Annotated in this window: 16 protein-coding genes; 6 read left to right on the top strand and 10 right to left on the bottom strand. The window is 40.2% G+C overall.

Annotated elements, in window-relative coordinates; translation table 11 throughout:
• Window positions 1-71 precede the first annotated feature (71 nt).
• Window positions 72-1136 carry a saccharopine dehydrogenase family protein gene (locus SAE01_RS15805; RefSeq protein ID WP_147204761.1) on the bottom strand — a complete coding sequence of 355 codons (1065 nt, stop codon included), beginning with the start codon at window positions 1134-1136 and terminating at the stop codon, window positions 72-74.
• A 186-nt stretch (window positions 1137-1322) separates the two neighbouring features.
• On the opposite strand from SAE01_RS15805, the gene SAE01_RS15800 reads away from it, so the two are divergent.
• The 5 genes from SAE01_RS15800 to SAE01_RS15780 all read left to right on the top strand — a co-directional run bounded on the left by SAE01_RS15800 (window position 1323) and on the right by SAE01_RS15780 (window position 9062).
• On the top strand, window positions 1323-3299 hold the full coding sequence (locus SAE01_RS15800) for a M1 family metallopeptidase (RefSeq protein WP_147204760.1): 1977 nt from the start codon (window positions 1323-1325) through the stop codon (window positions 3297-3299).
• A 146-nt stretch (window positions 3300-3445) separates the two neighbouring features.
• Window positions 3446-5689, top strand: a complete 2244-nt coding sequence (locus SAE01_RS15795) for a RelA/SpoT family protein (protein WP_147204759.1) — start codon at window positions 3446-3448, stop codon at window positions 5687-5689.
• Window positions 5690-5954: 265 nt separating this feature from the next.
• Window positions 5955-7217 (top strand): adenylosuccinate synthase, encoded by a 1263-nt coding sequence (locus SAE01_RS15790; RefSeq protein WP_147204758.1) that lies wholly within the window; start codon window positions 5955-5957, stop codon window positions 7215-7217.
• 104 nt (window positions 7218-7321) lie between these two features.
• Window positions 7322-7747: a hypothetical protein gene (locus SAE01_RS15785; RefSeq protein ID WP_147204757.1), complete on the top strand. Its 426-nt coding sequence runs from the start codon at window positions 7322-7324 to the stop codon at window positions 7745-7747.
• Between the two features lie 19 nt (window positions 7748-7766).
• Window positions 7767-9062, top strand: a complete 1296-nt coding sequence (locus SAE01_RS15780; protein ID WP_246113259.1) for an anthranilate synthase component I family protein — start codon at window positions 7767-7769, stop codon at window positions 9060-9062.
• Between the two features lie 52 nt (window positions 9063-9114).
• On the opposite strand, the gene SAE01_RS15775 is transcribed toward SAE01_RS15780, so the two are convergent.
• The 9 genes from SAE01_RS15775 to pheT form a co-directional block, all read right to left on the bottom strand.
• Entirely contained in the window at window positions 9115-10170 is a 1056-nt protein-coding gene (locus tag SAE01_RS15775; RefSeq protein ID WP_147204756.1) for a transglycosylase SLT domain-containing protein, read from the bottom strand.
• 79 nt (window positions 10171-10249) lie between these two features.
• Window positions 10250-11635 carry an Asp-tRNA(Asn)/Glu-tRNA(Gln) amidotransferase subunit GatA gene (gene gatA / locus SAE01_RS15770; RefSeq protein ID WP_246113258.1) on the bottom strand — a complete coding sequence of 462 codons (1386 nt, stop codon included), beginning with the start codon at window positions 11633-11635 and terminating at the stop codon, window positions 10250-10252.
• A 65-nt stretch (window positions 11636-11700) separates the two neighbouring features.
• Window positions 11701-11931, bottom strand: coding sequence for a Sec-independent protein translocase subunit TatA/TatB (locus tag SAE01_RS15765; RefSeq protein ID WP_170234171.1), 231 nt, complete (start codon window positions 11929-11931; stop codon window positions 11701-11703).
• 188 nt (window positions 11932-12119) lie between these two features.
• A complete protein-coding gene (rplS, locus tag SAE01_RS15760; RefSeq protein WP_147204754.1) occupies window positions 12120-12467 on the bottom strand; it encodes a 50S ribosomal protein L19 in 348 nt (115 codons plus the stop codon).
• Between the two features lie 69 nt (window positions 12468-12536).
• Window positions 12537-13190: a TylF/MycF/NovP-related O-methyltransferase gene (locus tag SAE01_RS15755; RefSeq protein ID WP_147204753.1), complete on the bottom strand. Its 654-nt coding sequence runs from the start codon at window positions 13188-13190 to the stop codon at window positions 12537-12539.
• A 203-nt stretch (window positions 13191-13393) separates the two neighbouring features.
• Entirely contained in the window at window positions 13394-14959 is a 1566-nt protein-coding gene (gene rny, locus SAE01_RS15750) for a ribonuclease Y (RefSeq protein WP_147204752.1), read from the bottom strand.
• 549 nt (window positions 14960-15508) lie between these two features.
• Complete coding sequence (locus SAE01_RS15745; RefSeq protein ID WP_147204751.1) at window positions 15509-15805, bottom strand: cell division protein ZapA; 297 nt, start codon at window positions 15803-15805, stop codon at window positions 15509-15511.
• Window positions 15806-15809: 4 nt separating this feature from the next.
• Window positions 15810-16097 (bottom strand): DUF3450 domain-containing protein, encoded by a 288-nt coding sequence (locus SAE01_RS15740; protein ID WP_147204750.1) that lies wholly within the window; start codon window positions 16095-16097, stop codon window positions 15810-15812.
• A gap of 18 nt (window positions 16098-16115) precedes the next feature.
• Window positions 16116-18542, bottom strand: coding sequence for a phenylalanine--tRNA ligase subunit beta (gene pheT, locus SAE01_RS15735; RefSeq protein WP_147204749.1), 2427 nt, complete (start codon window positions 18540-18542; stop codon window positions 16116-16118).
• Window positions 18543-19101: 559 nt separating this feature from the next.
• Between pheT and dnaB the strand changes: the two genes are divergently transcribed.
• The gene (dnaB, locus tag SAE01_RS15730) at window positions 19102-20700 is read left to right on the top strand and encodes a replicative DNA helicase (protein WP_147204748.1); all 1599 of its coding nucleotides are present in this window, start codon (window positions 19102-19104) and stop codon (window positions 20698-20700) included.
• Window positions 20701-20739 lie beyond the last annotated feature (39 nt).

The raw sequence follows: 20739 nt of genomic DNA, 5'->3' as shown, positions 1-20739 counted from the left end.
GCTGACGAACTGATTGCGACGCAATGATGCTGCTATGAAAACAATAGCTGGAATAATTTCATCCCCATTTTTTAATTTACGACTTCCCTTTTCACCCCCTTTATCTCCATAATCAAATCTTCACCATAAGCTCCTGCCGGTGTTTGATATCCCGGAGCAAAGTGACCGTCTAATATTTTTCTGGCAATAAGCAACGTGCAATAAGCAGTGAGTGTATAAGCATCAGGTCCTGATAGTCTTGCAATTCTTTTGTTTCCGGCTTTATCAGTCACTTTACCCCAAACTAAGCTGGTTGATTTTTCTCTCTTAGAATCCTCCAAACCTGGCGGTGCCTTGTCGATTTTCTTTTTAACAAGACCTCTTACAAAGGCCGTCCGCAAAAGCCAATTGAACAAAAACTGGAATTTTAAAAGCCAATAAGCCGCTGCTGGTACAGCAGTATAACTTTCTATGTCAGGGATGCCCGTGGTAAGATAAGCGGTATACACGTCGCCCCACGGCAGGCTCATTACAAACAACTTTTGGCCTCCTCCGAAATCAACTTTCATTCCTTTATGACCTACCGGGACCGGTATTAGTTTTCCATCTTTCCTAACTGCTCCGGGATCGCCTAATTTCTGCACCGTTGTGGTAGCTGTTCCATGTGACAATCCCCCTCCCGGCGTAGCAAACGCTAATTGCAAAGAAGTAGCAGAGGGAAGTAATTTTTTAAGAAACAATGCCGTACAATCAGTCGGAACAACGTCAAATCCTGCCCCTGACATAATCATCACCCCCGCCTTTTTTGCCGCCTCGTTGTATGAATACAACAAGGCATACACATCCATATCGCCGTTGATATCCAGGTAATGTACCCCTGTTTTTAAACAAGCATCTGCCATTGGCTTAGCTGTATGGTCGAAAGGACCTGCACAGTGAACCACTACTTTCACTTCTTTGAGCGCTGCTTCCAATGCGGCCGTATCAGCAAGGTCAAACACTTTATAGGGCATATTTAGCCTGGTGCCTAAAGCTTTCAACGCCTCCTTACGCCTGCCCGCTAGAATAGGTTGCAGGTTATATTCAGAAGCAAACCTCGCGATGAGTTCACCGGTGTAGCCATTTGCTCCGTAGAGTAGAAATTGGTTTTGTTGCATCAGTGAAAATTACAAACAAAACTTGAATTGTTTTTTAAAGACAAATAGCTAGATCGAAACATTTCGGCAGCTTTTTTCCATTAATTAAAATCTAAAAAAGCGGCCCTATTTACAAATGGAAGGATATTTGCCTAACTGAAGATCTATCAGGTAAATAAAAAAATACTTTAAAAAAGGTTATAACCAATGAAATTATTAAGTACTCTCTCCCTTTGTGGTGCGTTGTTTTTTAGTAGTGGCCTGTCTGCACAGACGACGAACAGTGCTGCCGCTTCGACTTCCATTTTTGACGCGCACCAGGCTTTTAATCCTGAGTTTTATCCAAATTATGGAGATGATGTGCGCACCTCTGCAGGAACTCCCGGCCCCAAATATTGGCAGAACGCCGCCAATTACAAGATTGATGTGACACTCGACGATAATAGCCATTCGGTCGCGGGAACAGTTTTAATTACCTACAAAAATAACAGCCCGCAAAGCCTGCCATTTTTATGGTTACAAGCTGATCAGAACATTTACAACGTTGAATCTAGAGGGGTTGCTCAAACCGCAACCGCCGGCGGAAGATGGGCTAACCAAAACTTCAACGGAGGATACAACATTCAGTCAGTCAGCATAGTGAAAGCGGGAAAAGAAACAAAAGCTGTTTACCTGATTTCTGATACCCGTTTACAAGTTCAATTACCACAAGCTGTAAAAGGAAACGGAGATTCGGTGAAAGTAAAAATCACTTATTCTTTCACCATACCAGAATATGGCACCGACCGGCTTGGAAGGGTACAAACAAAAAACGGATGGATTTACGAAGTAGCACAATGGTATCCCCGGATGTGTGTTTTTGATAATGTGCAAGGATGGAACACGTTGCCTTATTTAGGGCAAGGTGAATTCTATCTTGAATACGGCAACTTTGATTACAGCATTACTGCACCTGCCGGCCACATCATCGTAGGATCAGGCGAATTACAAAACCCATCAGAGGTGTTAACGGCCGCGCAAGTAAGTAGGCTGGCAAAGGCAAAACAAAGTGACAAAACAATAGTGATCAGGGGTGAAAACGAGGTAACAGACCCGGCATCACGTCCAACTAATAAAAGCCAGCTTACCTGGAGATTTAAATGTCAGAATGCAAGGGATGTTGCCTGGGCAGCAAGCAAATCTTTCATATGGGATGCTGCAAAAATGAACCTTCCAAATAATAAGACAGCATTGGCAATGTCAGTATACCCGGTAGAAAGCGCAGGAGATACAGCATGGGGTAGGTCTACTGAATTTGTGAAAGGCTCTTTAGAACATTATTCAAACCAATGGTATCCTTACACTTACCCCGTGGCGGTAAACGTGGCAGGCCGCGTAGGTGGAATGGAATATCCCGGGATCGTCTTTTGTAGTTATAGATCAAGGAAAAAAAGCCTTTGGGGCGTTACGAGCCACGAGTTTGGGCACAACTGGTTTCCAATGATCGTTGGCAGCAACGAACGTAAGTATGCCTGGATGGACGAAGGTTTCAACACTTTTATAAATACAGTCGCGAACGCAGCTTACAACAACGGCGAGTTTGGCAATGACACCACCGGCAGGTACCGCCTTGCCAAGCAATATTTTTCCGATAAAACCGAAAGCATCTTCAATCTTCCTGATGTGAACTCTCCTGCAAACTGGGGCATCAATAGCTATAACAAACCGGCTCTGGGCCTCCTGTTATTACGTGAAGAAATCCTGGGCCAGGAAAGATTTGATAAGGCATTCCGCTATTACATAAATAGTTGGGCTTTCAAACATCCTACACCGTGGGACTTTTTCAGGGCGATAGAAAATTATAGTGGAGAAACCCTTGACTGGTTCTGGCGTGGTTGGTTCATCAATAACTGGAAATTTGATGCAGGTGTCGCAGATGTTAAGTATGTAGAGAACGATGCTGCAAAAGGTGGCTTGGTTACAATAGAATTATTGCAAATGATGCCGCTGCCCGTAACAGTACAGATTACACAAGCAAATGGAAAATCAGAGCTTGTAAAACTACCGGTTGAAGTTTGGCATCATGGCAGCAAGTGGACGTTCAGGGTAAACTCTACCGATAAAATAACTTCGGTGGTAATTGATCCATCAAAAAGATTACCTGATATCAATGATGCAAATAACACCTGGTCGGCTAACCTTTAAAGTAGGCGGGCATTTATAAACACATTTAAAATCGGAGTTAAAAGCGGGAAAATTTTCCCGCTTTTTTCAATTCTCTTAACCATCATTTCCCGGCATAATGCTGCTTCCGCGATCTTGATTGCAGCTGTTTTCGTAAATTCGTACATATGGAAGAGCAAGAAATAGTAGCGGCACCGTTAACGCCGAAATATAATTTAAACGAGGAGCAGGAAAAGAAGGAAATTTTGCGCCATTACCGTGCATTGCTTCGGGCATTGCGCGAAAAATTAAAAAAAGGCGACAAGGAATTGGTGCGCCATGCTTTTGAGATGGCTGCCGAAGCCCACAAAACCATGCGCAGAAAAAGCGGTGAACCTTACATCATTCATCCACTTGCCGTTGCCATGATTTGCGTGGAAGAAATTGGCTTAGGTGTCCGTAGTACTATTTGTGCACTGCTTCATGATACTGTTGAAGATACTGACCTGACATTTGAAGATGTTGAAAGAGAATTTGGCCATGAGATAGCCAGGATTGTAGACGGACTTACAAAAATCTCTACCGTCATTGATAATAATACCAGTCAGCAGGCGGAGAATTTCAAGAAGATTTTGCTCACACTTACAGATGATCCGCGGGTCATTTTAATTAAGCTTGCTGATCGGTTACACAACATGCGTACGCTTGACAGTATGAAGCGCGAAAAGCAGCTTAAAATCTCAAGTGAAACAGTCTGGGTCTATGCACCGCTTGCTCACCGGATGGGATTGTACAACATCAAAACAGAGCTCGAAGACTTATCGATGAAGTACATGGAGCCAGAGACCTACAAAGACATTGCCCGTAAACTTGCAGAAACTAAGCGCGAACGAACAAGGTATATCAACGAGTTCATCAGGCCGGTGAAAGAAAAACTGATCAGTGGTGGATTTGATTTTGAAATTTACGGCCGTCCAAAAAGCATCCATTCAATCTGGAATAAAATAAAGAAAAAAGGTGTTGCCTTTGAAGAGGTGTACGATTTGTTTGCCATTAGAATCATTCTGAATTCGCCTCATGCCCGCGAGAAAGAGCACTGCTGGAAAGTCTACTCAATTATCACGGATGAATATACTCCCTCCCCAGAAAGATTAAGAGATTGGTTGAGCAATCCCAAAAGCAATGGCTACGAGGCGTTACATACTACAGTAATGGGGCCGCAAGGCAAATGGGTCGAGGTGCAGATACGATCTAAACGCATGAACGAAATTGCAGAAAAGGGTCTTGCTGCCCACTACAAATACAAAGAAGGCTCAGCAGATGAAGACCGCTTTGATAAATGGTTTAGCCAGATACGAGAGGTTTTAAATACACAGGACACAGACGGGGTCGATTTTCTGCAAGATTTTAAGACCAGTTTTCTTGCCGAGGAAATTTACGTATATACCCCGAAAGGTGATGTAAAAATGCTGCCGATTGGAAGCACAGCATTAGACTTTGCTTTTAGCATACATAGTGCCATCGGTACAAAATGTATTGGCGCGAAGATCAACCACAAGCTTGTTCCGATAAGTCATAAACTCCGCAGCGGCGACCAGGTTGAAATCATTACAAGCAGCAAGCAAAAGCCAAGTGAAGATTGGCTCAGCTTTGTTGTTACCGCCAAAGCCAAGAACAAAATAAAGGATGCCCTTAAAGAGGTAAAACGAACCATTGCCGAAGAAGGAAAATACATACTTCAGCGAAAGCTGGAAGGTATAGGTGCTGCCTATTCACAGCAAAACATTGATACGCTGGTTGCATTTTACAAATTCCATTCGCAGCTTGATTTTTACTACCAGGTTGCGGTTAAAGCAATCGATCTAAAAGAATTAAAAGAGTTCCAGATACTGGGTGACAGGCTCGAACCGCCCAAACCTCAGAAACCCGTTCAGGAAGTACCGGCAGAGATTACCCCACACTATTCAAAAAAGGACTCTGAACTGATCATTTTTGGCGAGAGCAGCGATAAGATCATGTACACTTTGGCCAAGTGCTGTAACCCTATTCCCGGCGACGACGTTTTTGGTTTTGTAAGCACCGGCAAAGGTTTAATCATTCATCGCACAAGCTGTCCCAATGCGCCTAGTTTGCTTTCTAATTATGGACATCGCGTAGTTAAAACCAAGTGGGCAAAAAATAAGGAGATCAGTTTCCTTACCGGGCTAAAAATCATCGGCATGGATGATGTCGGTGTGGTAAACAAGATTACAAACGTAATATCAGGCGACCTCAAAATAAATATTGCCGCCCTTGCCATCGAATCTCATGAAGGGTTGTTTGAAGGAACCATAAAAGTATTTGTGCACGACAAAGAAGAGTTGGAAGAATTGGTGGAGCGCTTAAAGATGCTCAAAGGCATTCAAACTGTCGATCGTTTCGATGCAGAGTAGTTTAGAACTTTTTATTGCCTTTTCTGAAATGAAGGAAGATATGGTGTTTGCCGTCAATCGAATCTATAAGCGACATTGTTGTGTCACTCACTTGTACTGCATCTTTGGGGCAGCAAATTGATCCGGAGCAACTCGTGGTAGTTTAAAGCTTTTTAGGGCAAATTCTTTTGCGGGCATTTTTCCGCATCCTCTTGCGACAACACAATAAATAGCCGAAGTAAAGTCAGTTCCATTAATTTTGCCGGAAACGCAAATACATTTTACAATGGTTGATGTTATTCTTGGTTTACAATGGGGCGACGAAGGAAAAGGGAAGATTGTCGATTTTTTCGCCCCGAATTATGACCTTGTTGCCCGCTTCCAGGGTGGTCCAAATGCGGGTCATACTCTTTATGTAGAAGATAAAAAAGTAGTGCTGCACCAGATACCTTCAGGTATCTTTCATCAAAACACAATCAATCTTATTGGTGGTGGGGTTGTTTTAGATCCGGTTACTCTAAAGAGAGAATGCGACCTTGTCGCCTCTTTTGGTATCGACGTTAGAAAGAACCTTTATATTTCTGAAAGAACAAACATTATTGTTCCTACGCACCGCGCTCTAGATAAAGCCTCTGAAACCTCGAAAGGAACAGAAAAGATAGGTAGTACATTAAAAGGTATCGGACCGGCTTACATGGATAAAACTGGTCGTAACGCCATTAGGGTTGGCGATATTTTAGATAAAAGTTTTATTACTAATTATATAAAACTTCGTTTAAAACATCAAAGGCTACTAGACAATTTTCACTTTAACGAAGACATATCAGATTGGGAAGACGAGTTCTTTGATGCAATAGAATTTTTGCGCTCATTGAACGTGGTGAACGGTGAATATTTCCTCAACAATAAAATTTCAGAGGGACAAAAAATTCTGGCAGAAGGAGCACAAGGCAGCATGCTTGATGTAGACTTTGGAACTTTTCCTTTTGTGACATCCTCCAACACCATTTCTGCAGGAGTTTGCACTGGTTTGGGAGTAGCTCCCCAAAAAATAAATGAGGTAATTGGTGTTTCAAAAGCTTATTGTACCAGGGTAGGAAGCGGGCCGTTCCCCACAGAACTTTTTGATGAAACAGGCGAAGAGTTACGTAAAATTGGTTCAGAGTTTGGGGCTACTACAGGTCGTCCTCGCAGATGCGGCTGGATTGATCTTGTAGCTTTACAATATGCTTGTATGATTAATGGCGTTACAAAAATTGTGATGACAAAAGCAGATGTTCTCGACTCCTTTCAAGAATTAAGCATGTGTACCTCTTATCTTATTAACGGAGAAGAAAAGAAAGAAGTTCCATTTGCCATTTCAAAGGTTAAGATTGAGCCCGTTTACAAATCTTTCAAAGGTTGGAATACTGATACTACGGCGATCAAAGAAAGTGCAAACCTTCCTGCCACAATGAATGAGTATGTTAAGTTCATCAACAGCTTTGTCGGCGCTCCTGTTAAATATGTATCTAATGGTCCCGGTAGGGAGCAAATTGTCGCACTTTAAAATTTTTATCAAATTTCATCGTTTACATTTTTTATAATTTTTCAATAAAAATTTTGGACGGATAGAAAACAGTTCTAAATTTTACGTGACCAAATTCTATAGTTATGGCAGCAAAATCTGATCAAGAAAAGACCCCTAAGAAAGCAGCTCCTAAGACTGGTGCGGCGGCAAAAAAAATCGCATCAAAACCGAAAAAACAACTTGAAGACGATGATGACGATTTAGATGCTGAAGATGAAAAGCCTGCAAAGGGAAAAAAAGTTGCGGCGGTAAAAGGTAAGTCGGAAGAAGACGGGGACGACGATAGCGATGTTGATGAAGTTGATGATACATGGAATAAAGCGGAAGAAGAGGATGATTGGGACCCTGACTTTGATGAGTTTGATTTACCTAAATCGACAGCAAAAAAAACAGGTACGACAAAGAAGAGCGCTAAAGATGATGACGATGATTTTAAAATAGACGATGAGTTCAAAGATCTTTTCGACAACAAATCATCGAAGTTCGACGATGATGACGACGATTATTAGCATCATCTCATAAACCTTTGTGGCCAGAGCTTATCATACTTTCAAAGTAGAAAATAGCGATCTTATAAAACAGCAGATGTTAACCTGGGCCAACCAGTTTAACATCTGCTGTTTGCTTGATAACCACTATTATAAATCCAATTACAATTCTTTCGAATGTTTATTAGGGGCGGGCGCTGCCTCAATCTTTCAACCGACAGGTGATTTTTTATCTTCCCTTACTAATTACATTGGCAATCACCAGGATTTCATCTTCGGACACTTTAATTACGAAGCTAAAAACATAATTGAAGGGCAAACTTTTTCTTCATCCTCCAATAAAGATGGCTTTCCAGACTTTTTTCTCTTTGTTCCTGAAACTGTTCTTGAACTGAAAGAAGATATTCTAACAATTGGTGTACTTGATCAAGACGCAAATAAAGTTTTTTCAGAAATAACAAAACTGCCTGTAAATCAGCCAAAGCTTAGTAACGTTGTTTTTACACCTACAATTGAAAAAGAGGAATATTTAAATAGCATTGAGCAGCTTCAGCGACATATTCAGCACGGTGACTGTTACGAGATAAACTTCTGCCAGGAATTTCGTGCGACTTGTCACATTGAACCCGCTGCCGTTTACGCTAAGCTGAGTGACATAGCTCCAAACCCTTTCTCTGCATTCTACCGCGTTCGTGAAAACTATCTCCTTTGTGCAAGTCCCGAGAGATATCTCAAGAAGACAGGGACGAAAATTATATCTCAACCCATCAAAGGAACATCTGCAAGGAACAGGTTTGATCAAAAGGAAGACGAATTGAATAAAACAGAATTAAAAGACAGCTTGAAGGACCAGACCGAGAACGTCATCGTAGTTGACCTGGTAAGGAATGACCTAAGCAAGATTTGTAAGGAGGGCTCAGTAGTAGTGGAAGAGCTTTTTGGAATATACTCTTTCTCGCATGTCCATCAAATGATTTCTACAGTTAGCGGAAGTGTTGAAAAAGATACGGGACTTTCAGATATTCTAAAGGCAACTTTCCCAATGGGCAGTATGACCGGCGCGCCTAAAAGAAAGGTAATGGAGTTAATTAAAAAGTATGAACACGATAAAAGAGGCATTTATTCAGGCACGCTTGGCTATATAACGCCAACAAAAGATTTTGATTTTAATGTGGTAATTCGAAGTATCGTCTATAATGCTACCACGACTAATATTTCGTTCCATACGGGCAGCGCTATTACCGCTTCAAGCGAACCTGAAAAAGAATACGAGGAATGCCTATTAAAAGCGGGAGCAATTCTGAATATATTTTCAGAAAATAAGAAAGCGGAGTAAATAAAAACTGACGTTTTCATTTACTCCGCTACATATAAAAATATCACCCAATTTACATCTGCAAACTAGCTTGAACGCTTTCGTTCAGGATTGCATTCTTGCTACTATAAAACAAACTAGCTTTTTCGTTCGGTAACCTCATTTGATAGGTCTCGCCCATTGCTACCAACTTATCAAAATTTGGATTAAGCTTATTAAATATGGTAAGATCGATACCCAATTTTTTTGCTACAACAGTCGATCGGTATTTACCAGCAACTTCAATTAGCGTATTTCCTACTTCTCCCGCAACCGACAAATTCCTGTTATTTACTGCTGCTGTTTTAAGGTCGTAATCCAAAATCTCCGAGGCTGTCATAGTAGTCAAACCGCCGTTTCCTTCAAAAACGAAGTGTGTCCCAATAAATCTTTTCACATGATTTCTTGTTTCCGCAGGAAGAAAAGCTTGCAGCTCCCAAAAATTCCTCGTTCCACTTTTTCTAATAGCTTGCCTTAACCGGCCAGCACCACAATTGTAGGCAGCAACAACAAGTAACCAATCGTTGAATTGCTTGTGCAGCTCTTTTAGAATTCTTGCCGCTGCATAAGTACTCTTATAAAAGTTCGTTCTTTCATCATTGCGTCCCCCTACCTTAAGACCCATTCTTCTAGCTTCTCCGGCCATAATTTGCCAAGGGCCAACAGCTCCGGCAACTGAAACACTATTTGATACTAGGGAAGACTCAATAACTGAGAGATATTTTAATTCCAAAGGCAATCCGTGCTCACGCAGAATGGCATCGTAGACATCAAAATACGGCTTACCCCAAACTTTCATTTTCTCAAGGTCAGCACCTTCTTCGCGAATATAGTTTTGTACGAACGGTAAAGCTTTAGGGTTTAGTTGTGTAACATAAGGTTTTGTGGGATCGAAGTATGAAGCTGAAAAAAGACTTTTGAAACCACTTTTGTCATTTAATGAAGTACTTACCAAAGACTTCACGGGATCACCAACTTTCGGAAATGATTTGAAGGCACTACCGGCAACAAATACAGATGGGATAAAAAAACATAGAGCCAAAGATTTCACAAGCCGACGAAGCTTGACAACAAATTTTACATTTTTCATGATTTACACTAGAAATGTTTAGTTAATGAAACAGGTTATAAAGCCTCGTCTTGGTCGTCGGTAAATCTATAGGTGTGGATTACTTCCCTGAAAACCGTAGGTTTATTAACAATTTTGAAAGGGAGAGCAAATGTAGCTCATTATTCTGAGACGACATCAATTGTAACCCAAAAGGGAGCCCTTTATCGTTCTTAAAAAGTGGAAGAGAAATAGCGGGAATGCCAACGAGGTTAGCATAGACAGTGTAGATATCGGCTAGAAAAATTTCTACCGGGTCTTTCTTTTCGCCTATTTTGTATGCTGGAGTTGGCACAGTTGGTAGAATAATAGCATCATATTCTTCGAAAATTTTTAGAGTTTTGTCTACCAGCAATCTTCTTACTTTTTGAGCTTTTGTAAAATATGCATCAAAATAGCCTGCACTAAGAACAAATGTGCCCAACAAGATTCTTCTTTTAACTTCTGGTCCAAAACCTTCACTCCTAGTTTGTTGATACAACTCGTTTAAGTTGTTTTCTTTATTCGAGTTCCTGTAGCCATACTTAACTCCGTCGTACCTGGAAAGGTTACTGCTGGCTTCAGCAGTAGTTAAAACATAGTAGGTAGGAACAATGTAATCAAGCAGGTCAAAAGCGACTGGTTCTACGGTGTGTCCTTCTCCGGTTAATTTCTTTATAAACCCTTTTATCTCTTCGGAAATTGTAGGATCGAGACTAGAATGTTCCAAAGCATTTTGAAAGTAACAAAATCTATAGCTCTTTTTTAAAGCAGGGATATGAGAAGGTTTTTGCTTAACTGTACTATCAAATTCATCCGCACCGGCAATTACATCGAGAACGAGTTTCACATCGTCCACATTCTTCGCTAGGATACCAATTTGGTCAAAAGAAGAAGCGTAAGCAATCAGTCCGTAACGGGAAATTGAACCATAGGAAGGTTTCATTCCAACTATACCACAGAAGTCGGCCGGCTGTCTAACCGACCCGCCAGTGTCACTCCCAAGGCTAACCATACACATTCCTGCTTGCACGGCTACTGCTGAGCCACCTGATGACCCTCCTGGAACTCTTTCTTCATCAATGGCGTTACGGACAGGGCCATAAGCCGAATTTTCATTGCTACTACCCATAGCAAATTCGTCACAGTTTTGACGTCCGATTATAATTGCTTCATCTGCAAGCAACCTGTCCGTAGCTGTAGCACTATAGACTGACGTGAAATTTTCGAGGACTCGAGAAGCAGCAGATACTTTATGGTCCTTATGGCAAATAACGTCCTTAATGCCTACTATCACTCCATGAAGCCTTCCTAAAGGTGAACCGCTGTGCCTCTGCTTGTCAAGCAACGCGGCCGTTTCCAAAGCTTCGACTTCGTAAACTTCTAACCAGGCATTGAGATGAGAGGAAGCAGATATTTTATCCAGATAATGACGAACGGCCTCCACACAAGTGGTTTGGCCGTTCATTAATAAATTATGATATTCCGAAATAGACTGAAAACTTACCAAAAGGAGCTGCTTTAACTAAAGGTTTACGGCTGAACAGATGAACCTTGAGAAGCTTTCTTTACCTCTTTTTCACTCATTCCCTCTTCAATTTCCTTCTTCACGTTGTCTTTAGCATCATTGAATTCTCGGATACCTTTTCCAAGACCTCTCATGAATTCCGGTATTTTTCTGCCTCCAAATAAGATTAATACGGCAAGAACAATTAAAATCCATTCGCTGCCTCCTGGCATTCCGATTAATAAATTAGTGAACATCGCTTGTGATTTAGACTACAAAAATAGGTTTTATAATGTTGTGTTGATATAACTGACCTCTAAAATACGTGTAAAGTTTAGTAAAGGTTTAATATTTAAACGAATAATTAAATAGGTCCATTAAGTAGCTATAACCCAAAAACGGAAACCTTTTGGTTTCCGTTTTTAGAAATATTCTAAAGTAAATACTAGTATCGTTTTTCTTTAATCCTTGCACTCTTACCGCTTCTCTCACGAAGGTAGAACAGTTTAGCGCGGTTAACTTTACCAACCTTATGCAGTACAATTGATTCAATATTAGGAGAGTTAACAGGGAACAATCTTTCTACGCCAACTCCATCAGAAATTTTACGTACAGTAAATGTTGCCGTTGCACCTTGACCCTGGCGCTTGATTACATCACCTTTAAAAGACTGAATTCTCTCTTTATTACCTTCAATAATTTTATAATTAACGGTAACGTTATCACCTGCTTTGAATTTAGGTACTTCTTTGTTTACAGTTAACTGCTCATGCACATAAGCTACAGCGTTCATATCAAATTTTTTTTCGGATTGCGAAGGTAAGGGGAAATGATTGATGGAAAAAGTTTTTAAACATTCTTTTTACATTCTCACTAAGTAGTGCGGCCCTTTATTAACAGAAAAATTAAGAATACGATTTTCAGAATACTTGAAATAATCTTTGACCGCTTGATAATCTTCCTCTTTTTTGTAGTAATTGTCGAAAATAAGTATACCGTCGTGAACGAGCCGAGGGTAAAAATACTGAAGGGTTGTTAATGAACTTTCGTAATCATCAAAGTCAATATTGAGATAAGCGATCTTCATCTCCGGATTTTCCATTAGGTATTCGGGAATCGAGTCTCCAATGTTTCCCGGAACGAAATCGATTTGTTGTTTAATTCCTTTTTTATCCAGCTTCTGCTGAATCCTACTTACGTTGATAGGCGATCTCTTAATATGATATTTTAACTTACTACTGTCATCTGTACTACTTGTAAGATAGAGGCTTTTCGAAAATTTTTCAAAAGCAACCACTTTTTGATTTGGGTGGGCAGTTACGAGATTTCGCAGCATTGAAAAGCGTGTAAAACCTTCTTCCGAAGCAATCCCACACTTTACAACGCAACCTTCCAAATGACTTACTTTTCTGTATAATTCGTAATGGGCTATTAGCTTACCTGAATAGCTTTTCTCTGATACTTCAGGAAACAGGATTTTTTCAAAGTCCAACGGGTACTCTACAAATGATTTCATACACCAATTAATTATTTCAGAAAATGATTACGGGGGCAAACAATTCTTTGGGAAGAAATTGCAGCGGCCTTTTAAGAAATATTGGATAATTGACTGGTAATCTTACTACTAAGACTGGCAGTTAGCTCCTTTTGGTTGCACGACTGTTAACGTAAATAAAAAACCCGCCTAAAGCGGGTTTCAATTTATAATTAGATTTCAGTTTATCTTGCAATGTTAACAGCTCTCTTCTCCCTGATTACAGTAACTTTTATCTGGCCAGGATAAGTCATATCAGTTTGAATCTTCTGTGCAATTTCAAAGCTCAGTTTGTCACTATCATTATCGGTGACTTTATCAGCCTCTACGATTACCCTTAGTTCACGACCTGCTTGAATTGCATATGCTTTCTCTACTCCCTGGTATGTTAGCGCAAGGGTTTCGAGCTCTTTTATTCTTTGCAAATATTGTTGCATAATTTCTCGTCGGGCACCAGGTCTTGCACCGCTTATGGCATCACAAGCCTGAATAATAGGAGAAATCACATACTGCATTTCCATTTCGTCGTGATGCGCCCCAATTGCATTTATCACTGCAGGATTTTCACCAAACTTTTCAGCAAGCTTGGCTCCAAGTAATGCGTGGCTTAGTTCTGTCTCCTCGTCCGGAACCTTTCCAATGTCGTGAAGCAACCCGGCACGTTTAGCAAGTTTAGGATTCATGCCTAATTCACTTGCCATCAGCCCACACAAGTTAGCTACCTCACGGCTATGCATTAGAAGGTTTTGGCCATAAGACGACCTAAACCTCATTTTTCCTACAATACGTACCAGTTCTTTATGAAGCCCGTGAATACCTAGTTCTATCACCGTGCGCTCACCGATCTCCATAATTTGCTCTTCCAGTTGCTTACGCGTTTTTTCAACCACTTCCTCTATACGAGCCGGGTGAATACGTCCATCAGAAATAAGGCGTTGTAAACTCAACCGAGCAATTTCGCGTCGAAGGGGATCAAAAGAAGAAAGTACAATTGCTTCCGGCGTATCATCTACGATCAAGTCAACGCCGGTTGCGGCTTCAATGGCCCTAATGTTACGGCCTTCACGTCCAATGATTTGGCCTTTTATTTCATCTGTTTCAAGATTGAAAACAGTAATAGCATTTTCAATGGCTTGTTCTGCAGCAGTTCTTTGAATAGTTTGAATGATAATCTTACGAGCCTCTTTATTTGCCTTCTGTTTAGCATCGTCAATAATCTCCTGCTGTATGCTCAGTGCGCGGCTTTGCGCTTCCTGCTTCAAGCTTTCAATTAATTGGTTTCTTGCTTCTTCCGCAGTTAGGGCAGCAATCTTTTCCAGTCTACGAATGTGTTCTTCCTGGTGTTTCTCAAGTTCAGTTCGCTTTTGGCTTACTACTTCAAGTTGTCTGTTCAGGTTTTCTTTAATCGACTCGTTATCCTTTAATTGTTTGTCGAGGTTGACCTCCTTTTGATTAATTGAGACTTCCTTTTGTTTTAACCTGTTTTCAATGTCAGCGATCTTACGGTTTTTGTCTATAACCTCCTTGTCATGCTCACTCTTTAGTTGAACAAATCTTTCCTTCGCCTCAAGTATCTTCTCTTTTTTTAAAGTCTCCGACTGCATTTGTGCATCAGCAATAATTCTTTGCGCTTGCTGCTCCGCATCCTCTACCTGTTTTCTTGTGTCTTTGGCAAAAATTAATTTTCCTATAATAATTCCTGCAACTACTCCGACAATGCCAATAATTATGGTTAATACTATGGTCCCCATGCTTTTCTGTTTGTTTTTAAAAAGTTTAATTTCATATGGTTATACCCTCCATTTCTGTTATAAATGATTGTATAGGTTCGCGAAGATAATTATTATGAACGATAAAAGCGGTTGATAAAGCAGGGTTACGCCAAAGGAGGTTGTGTGCTAAAACGTACCTTCTTTCGGGGTTCTGCCATTTTTTTCTCTTATTAGATAGGTTTGTTTTTGGTACAAACATTAGCCGATGTCTTACCATTGTTGTGTCACTCACTTGTACTTTAAATGTTTATTCGCCCATATTTGCTATTTGTAAAAATTGCGGGCTACTTAATTACATTTTTTCAATTTCGACTTTTTCAATTTTTATTTAAGAAAGGTCAAAAGGAAGAGACGCGCTAGCTGGTCTTTATTAAACTTTACTGGTAGCGAAAGCTAAAAATTAGATTTAGATATAGTAGCCTTTAGGAAAGAAAAAAGTGAAGTATATGTAGTATATTTAGTCTGGATACTAGCTGTTGCAAAACTGTTGTATCCGTACCCTACGGCCTCTGTGAAAGCAGGGGCTCTTTATTTTATAGGAATGGCCTTATTAAGTAGTTCTTCAAGTTTGTCCAGTTTAGCCTGGCTTCCTGTTTGGGAGGTCATCTCCGGAGTAGGTTTTTGTTGTTCCGTTGCATACCATAGTAACACCATTGACACGTAATCCTGCATGTCTTTTCCGGCAAAGTTGGTTTTGTAGTCAATAATTTTCTCATTGATAATCTTTAAAGTCCTTCTTACCACTTCCTCATCATCGGGATCAATCTTTAGCCTATAACTCCGGTCAGCTACAATTATATTTATGGGAATGAGCGGCTTAGACATAATGTTAAGAATGTAGTAGTGCAAGGCATTTATCAATGTCTTTCAAGTAAGTGTTAATGCGCTTTTCCAGGTCCTTTTTAGCTTTATCCTCCATGTTTGACGAAGAAAAGGTTTGCGCATCAACCCGCTGATGAAGTTTATTCGCCTGCTCGGTCTGTGTTTGTAATTGCCTCGCGAGGTTCTCGTTTTCTTTTTGCAACCGCTGAACTTCCTTTTGAGCGTTGTTGTACTCTTTCAGTAATTGCTGCACTTTAGTTTCAATTCGCTGTATTTGCTCCTGCATGTCTTCCATACAAATTGTATTTGCAAGTTATCTTCTAATTTCGGCGCTTAGCTCCCGCTCAAAAGTTAGGATGAGGCGATCCATTACTTCATCCACTTCTTTATCTGTCAGTGTTTTTTCTTCATCTAAAAAAGTAAAACTTACTGCTAAGGATTTTCTGTCCTTGCCAAGTTTTTCGCTTTCAAAAACATCAAACAGCTGTAGATTTTGTAATGTAGGAATTTTTGTTTTTTCGACCACATCTTCGACTGCTTCAAATGTTACGGTTTTATCTACAACAACGGCAAGATCTCTTTGCATTGCTGGAAATTTAGAAACTTCTTTGTAAGTAATATTTTCATTACTCACTAACTTCAATAACAGTAGCCAATCAAAATCAATAAAGAACACCGGCTGTTTTATATCAAAAGCTTTTAGCTTATTCGGATCAATTTCTCCTACAGTTAATAATTGCTGTCCATTTACAGTTTTAGCCAGCGCAAGAGAAAATCCATTAATATCCTTTTTTTGAAGAGAAGGAGTATCCAGCCCGACAACCCGAACAATTCCGGCCGCAATTCCTTTTGCGAAGAAAAAATCAATTGCCTCCTGTTTTGACTTCCAGCTATCCTGTTGCCGGCTACCTGTTATGTATAAAGAAAGGTGCTCTTTTTCCTTATAATCGCCCACTCCTGAGGAATGGTAGGTCTTGCCAAATTCGAACAATAAGAGATCTTTATTTTTCCGGTTGATGTTGTAAGCAATTGTTTCCAGGCCAGTTTCTACCATTGAAAGCCTCATTACATCAAGGTCAGCGCTTAGGCTATTAATCATTTTAGCCGCTCCCCCTAATTCAGCCTCTGTATAATATTTACTGTTAGTAATCGAATTAGTCACAATTTCATTAAAACCTAAACCTACCAGGTAGCCTGAGATTTTCTCCCTCAAATTTTCTTTCAAGATGTTCTCATCAACGGCAGGAGTGATGGTCATGCTACCGGTAATCTCAACGTTATCTAATCCATCAATTCTTAAAATCTCTTCTACTAAATCAGCGGGTAACGAAATGTCGGGCTTGCTATAGGGAACTAATACCCATAATTCATCTATGCCTTCTTTAACGATCTCGAACCCCAGGCTTGTTAATATTCTTTTTATGGCATCGGGATGATAATTCTTACCACTTAACTTTTTTAGGTAATGATACTTGATACCTACTTGAGTTTTGTCCTGCGGCTCAGGATAAACATCTACGATGTCTGAAGAAATTTCGCCTCCTGCCACCTGTTTTACCAACAGAGCTGCTCTTTTTAAAACATTTACAACGTTTGAAATATCTACCCCTTTTTCAAATCTGGCTGCGGCTTCGGTTCGTAACCCATGTCGAAAAGATGTCTTGCGAATCGTTATCGGGTTGAACCACGCACTTTCCAGAAAGATATTTTTAGTGTCAGCTTTTACACCACTCTCCGCTCCTCCAAATACACCGGCGATACACATTCCCTCTTCAGCATTACAAATCATCAGATCTGTCTCATCGAGCTTTCTTTCTTTTTGGTCCAGTGTAGTAAAAGGGGAATTTTGGGCTAAGTTTTTAACTACTATGGTTCCGCCCTTTATAGCCGCCGCATCAAATGCATGCAACGGTTGACCCGTTTCGTGTAAAATAAAATTGGTGATGTCTACAATGTTATTGATAGGTCTTTGTCCTATCGCCAACAATTTATCCTGAAGCCATTTAGGACTTTCTTTTACAGTCACTGCCGAAATTGTAACTCCTGAGTAACGTTTACAGGCCTCTTTATTTTCAATTGTTACTGCAATTTGCAATGAGTGACTGTCGGCTTTAAAACTGTTTACAAAAGGACTTTTGGGCTTTACCTCTTGTTTGTTGTGATGAGTTAAGTAAGCACAAACATCTCTGGCCACTCCCAGATGACTCATTGCATCCATTCGATTTGGAGTTAGGCCAATTTCAAAAATATAGTCAGTATAAGGTTTAAAATAATCAGCAGCTTTCGTTCCTACAGGAACTTCCTGTGGAAGAACTAAAACTCCTTCGTGACTTGTTCCAAGCCCGATTTCATCTTCAGCACAAATCATCCCTTCGCTTTCTTCGCCCCTAATCTTTGCTGCTTTTATCGTAATGGGTTGTCCATTTGTTGGGTAGATCGTTGATCCAACTGTAGCTACCAAAACCTTTTGCCCTGCAACAACATTGGCTGCTCCGCAAACAATTTTAAGTGGACTCCCCGATCCAATGTCAACCTTTGTTAGTTTAAGCTTATCGGCGTTTGGATGTTGCGATACCTCAAGCACCGATCCTGTCACTACACCATGTAAGCCTCCTTTAATACTTTCAAATTTTTCCAAACTTTCTACTTCTAAACCAATCGATGTCAAAATCTTTGAAAGCTCCTGCGGGTCTATTTCGTTTGGAAGGTATTCGCTCAACCATTTGTAACTAATCGTCATGTAACTTTTTTTGCCGTATGCAAATATAGCGGGTGGGCTACATCATTCATAATTCTGCACACACACCTGTAACAGGTTCTACTTTTAAAATTTTTACTGTCCCTGCTGTCTTTTGTCAATTTTTAAAATGCCTCTCAAAATCCTTCATAGCCCTCTATTTTACCAAATAAAACCTTCCTAATGATTTAAAATTTTCTTAAAATTGTGGAATTTTTTCCCCTTTGAATTAAGATTAATACTGTTCCAAACCAACTTTTCCCGAATAATTCTTTCTTCACAGGTTGTGTGAATTGAAATTGCAAAAGGGTCGAAAACTTTTTTAGCTTGTGTACATCTCCCTTCTTTATGTTAGTAAAGAGAGATTTTAGTAGAAGAAGTCTGTTGAATAAAATAGGAAAATTATACCTGTAGCAAAAGTTTTTTCCTCACTTTTTAAGACCCTATATTCGCCGTCCTATAAAAATCTGATAGCAATCCGGTAACATGGGGAAAAATGAAAATGCGAGGTGATAGCGATGTTTAAGGATCAGAAACAGTACAAAGAACAAAAGAAAAAACAATGGAATTAACCAATTTTAATAAAGACAGGAAGAAAGGAAGAAAGCCCTCGCTCGACTTGAGCACAATGGTATACGGCAAGGTACCTCCGCAGGCAAAAGAGCTGGAAGAAGCCGTTTTAGGTGCTATTATGTTGGAAAAAAGCGCCTTTGATAATGTTGTTGAAATTTTAAAACCCGAGTGTTTTTATGTAGATGCTCACCAAAGAATTTTTAAGTGTTTTCAGTCGCTGGCTCAAAAAAGCTTACCGATAGATATTCTTACAGTAGTAGAAGAATTAAAGACGAAAGAAGAACTAGATGTGGTTGGTGGACCTTATGCTATTACCAAGCTAACCAACATGGTTGTTTCTACTGCGAATATTGAAGCCCATGCGAGGATCATTTTACAAAAATTTATACAAAGAGAACTTATCCGCATTAGCGGAGAAATAATTGGCGATGCTTATGAGGATAGCACTGATGTTTTTGACTTGCTTGATGAAAGCGAGAGCAAGATGTTCAATATTACCAACAACTACCTTAAAAAGAACTTTGATGATATTGGAAGTGTTTTGGTAAAAACTATTCAAAGAATTGATGATTTAAGAAATAAGCAAGAAGAAATTTCGGGGGTTCCAACAGGGTTCCCATCTATGGATAAAGTAACATTCGGTTGGCAGCCAACTGACTTAATTATTCTTGCAGCACGTCCGGCGGTGGGTAAAACAGCTTTTGCGTTAAACCTTGTCCGTAGCGCTGCTTTACATCCTACCAAACCTACCGCCGTAGCATTTTTTAGTCTTGAGATGAGTTCAGCCCAATTAGTTTCGCGTATACTTAGTGCAGAAAGCGGAATTATGCTTGAAAAGATTAGCAGAGGTCGATTGGAAGATTACGAAATGCAGCAGCTATACAGTAAGGGAGTAACCAGACTAAGCGATGCACCTATTTTTATCGACGATACTGCAGCATTAAACATTTTTGAGTTTAGGGCAAAAGCCCGCCGTTTAGTTAATAAGCATAAGGTAGGTCTTATTATTATTGACTATTTGCAATTAATGAGTGGCAGTGGCGACAGGAATTCGAACCGTGAGCAGGAGATCAGCCGTATTTCGAGGGATTTAAAAAGTTTGGCAAAAGAACTCCAGGTTCCGATCATCGCGTTGAGCCAATTAAGTCGTGCGGTAGAGACGCGCAAAGAAAGCAAGATGCCACAGTTGAGTGATTTGAGAGAATCTGGAGCAATAGAGCAGGATGCTGACATGGTGATGTTCTTGTATCGCCCCGAGTATTATGAAATAAACACAAACGAATTAGGCGAGAGTAACCGGGGAGAAACGCACGTTAGAATTGCGAAGCATAGAAATGGTAGTCTTGAGACTATTAAGCTGAGAGCGCTCCTGCATATTCAAAAATTTATAGAAGAAGAAGGAGATGATCTCAGCGGAGGCGGACCTCCATCTACAGGTGGTGGTGGAAACTGGAAACCAGTGCCTTCAGGAGGAGGACCTACAGCACCTCCACCGACAAATGACGGCGCACGTCTATTTATTCAAAAAGGAAGTAAAATGAATACAGGAGAATTTGATGAAGGCTTTGATGAAGCTTCCCCGTTCTGATTCTTAGCGACTAATCATTTATATATTAGCCCCGGTTTT

It is taken from the genome of Segetibacter aerophilus, from assembly GCF_007991655.1.
GTDB classification, from domain to species: Bacteria; Bacteroidota; Bacteroidia; order Chitinophagales; family Chitinophagaceae; genus Segetibacter; species Segetibacter aerophilus.
The sequence above is the reverse complement of the archived record's forward strand: the minus strand, read 5'-3'. Positions and strand labels throughout refer to the sequence as shown.